The sequence below is a fragment of the Wenzhouxiangella sp. YN1 genome, assembly GCF_056324145.1.
In genome coordinates this window covers 1-2,428 of record NZ_JBJNIO010000031.1, presented here as the reverse complement: position 1 = coordinate 2,428, position 2,428 = coordinate 1, and the positions used below count along the sequence as shown (strand labels likewise).

The following is a 2,428-nucleotide window of genomic DNA, read 5'->3' as shown; positions in this document are numbered from 1 at the left end:
TGGATTCAGGAATGGAACTGTCGTATCGTTGCTCATGGCGGCATTCTCCTTGTCTGAAATCAGTGACTTCGTCATCTCTAATTTCAGCAGGGGTTGCCGCCGCTTTCAAGTCAGCTCATACACCAGATTTGATCGTAGCTCCAGCGCTCCTTACTTTTTCGCAAAGCCGGTGCAGTCAAATGGCTTGACTTCCCAGACGCGCTTCTCTACATTTGTAGTTATCACTGCGACAAATGTAGAGAAAGCGCCGATGTCGAAAGATCTCTCAGATTTTGAATTGCAGGTGCTTCAGGTGTTTTGGCAGCGCGGTCGCGTCTCCGCACCGGAAGTCCACAAGGCGATTCAAAAAGCGCGTCCGGTTACCTATTCGACGGTAAAAACGATCATTGATCGCCTGCAGGAAAAAGGGGCCTTGCAACGCCGTGGCAAACAAGGTCGCACTATTTTCTACGAGCCTGCTATCGAGCGCGACCAGATGTCGCGCCCCCTGGTAGAGCGCTTCGTTGATCGAGTTTTCGGCGGAAACAAGCGCCCCCTGTTAAGCCACCTCCTGGAGGAGGAGCGGCTCGACGCGTCAGACCTTGAGTACCTCGAGAACCTAATTGCCCGCAAGAAGAAGGAGCTGGGGGAACCGCAATGACAGACTACCTGCTGCTTAACACGCTCCTTAGCGTCCTGATTGCCGGGATCCTCTGGAGCTACCGGGATGCCCCTCCCCGTTGCCGTTTATGGATTTGCCTGCTGGCCCTAGGGTGCTGGCTGGTGCCTTGGCCGCTGATCGATTTGAGTCTTCTGATGCCGGAGACTGTATCTGCGCCAGTCCTCGTGTGGTGGGAAGCTACCGGTGTCGTAGCGCAGGCGGCGAATCAAGACCCCACTCGGCACTGGATCAACCCTCTCACACTGTTTCTGTTTGTAGGCGGGCTTGGCCTGATGGTTTTTTCAATGCGGCTTGTGGCTCAAGCCCTGCATCTGGAGAGACTGGCAGAGGTTTCATCGTCCGGTGAGGACCTGTGGCCGGATACGGGCGTGTCTCGTCTGCCGGGAGTGCGGGTGCGCATCGTCTCCGGCTTGAGAAACGCCTTTATCAGCGGATACAGGAAGCCGGTTATTTGGGTGGGCCAAGAATTGGTTGCCAGCGATGCCTTAGTGGGCGTACTACGACACGAGTGCATGCACATCCAACAGAAGGACAACTACTATCGCCTGTTCCTTGGCGCCGTCCGCCACGCCTTTTGGTGGAACCCAATCGTCCACTTCTTCTCTGCCCGTGCTGACGAGTACATCGAACTGAGCTGTGATCGCTGCTGCCAAGAGGTCGATCACAGATACCAGACACATTTAGCCAAAGCTCTCTTACAGAGGAATGCTAAAGCCTACGCCGGGCCGACGGATTCGCCCTTTTTAGGCGGGACGCGGTTCAACCTAGAAAGAATAAGACAACTGGACCAGAGGTGTACCATGACATATCGGCACATAATCTTCGGAGCTCTCGGGTTTCTACTGAGCGCTTTCATTGCGGTTTCGCCTTCTCTTGGAGGCTCAGTGGAAAAGCAAGAGGAGGAAATATACGAGCTTCATGTGACAACAACGGAAGAATCGGAGAAGGGGCGCAACACAACAACCGTAAATACAGAGTTCCGGGGCGGCGGCGAAGCCGTAGACGCTATGATTGAACTCGCTGATGAATTGCCGGTGGAACTCCACCAGGAGAGTGCTGAGGGGCGCCAAATTCTGCGTGTAACAAGTCCCAGCAACGCCCTAACCCATGAACTGATGTCGGTCTTCGAGAATACCGAATTAAGTTACTTAACAAGTATGGGGGCTCCGCATGAACCTGTATATTCAGATGCATCTCTGCAGGTTGACGCCAGTGTCCAACTGAATGATCAAGCCCCAGCAACAGTGACACTGATTTCCGAGAATGGAGAGTGGAGCGGCGTCTCCGTAAAGAACCTCGTACTGCGTGTGAAGCCGCAGATAATAGACGGGGGCGACCAAGAACAGGTTCTGATCGAAAGCGAAATAAGTCAACGCCAGGACGGAAGCCTCCTTGTGCTTAACAAGCCTAGGCTCCTTGTAAATCTTGGAACTGAGGCCGTCGTCCGGTTCTTTGATGAGCGAAATGAACAGCTAATCACATTGCGTTTTACGGTCAAGAATGCATAGAACGAACGACCGGCCGCGCGAGTTGTATTTGGCCAGGAGAACCTTGCCCGGGCGCCTACGGCGTCCAGGGGCGTCAGTTTCAATTCGGCAAATTTAAGGTTTCGTGACGCGTAGGTGAGAGTTACTGTCAAGTCTGGTGTATGACCACTGGCTCATCAAGCGGCGTCCCTGCTGATTTTGCGTTCATCTATTCCGTCGATGAACTTCACGCCGGCAACGACATCGGCCAGTTGCCGGAAGCCCCGCAGTCTGCGCCAGC

2 protein-coding genes are annotated in these 2,428 nt (G+C 54.1%); both read left to right on the top strand.

Translation table 11 applies throughout. From position 1 onward, the window contains the following. A partial coding sequence (locus ACEWQZ_RS00075; RefSeq protein ID WP_476481035.1) for a BlaI/MecI/CopY family transcriptional regulator occupies positions 1-640 on the top strand: 640 nt, incomplete at its 5' end. Next, the gene (locus tag ACEWQZ_RS00070) at positions 637-2,169 is read left to right on the top strand and encodes a M56 family metallopeptidase (RefSeq protein ID WP_476481034.1); all 1,533 of its coding nucleotides are present in this window, start codon (positions 637-639) and stop codon (positions 2,167-2,169) included. The genes ACEWQZ_RS00075 and ACEWQZ_RS00070, both read left to right, overlap by 4 nt. Positions 2,170-2,428 lie beyond the last annotated feature (259 nt).

What these genes read in the sequence shown, in the direction of transcription:
- ACEWQZ_RS00070 (WP_476481034.1), top strand. Translation starts at nt 637, where the DNA reads ATGACAGACTACCTGCTGCTTAACACGCTCCTTAGCGTCCTGATTGCC.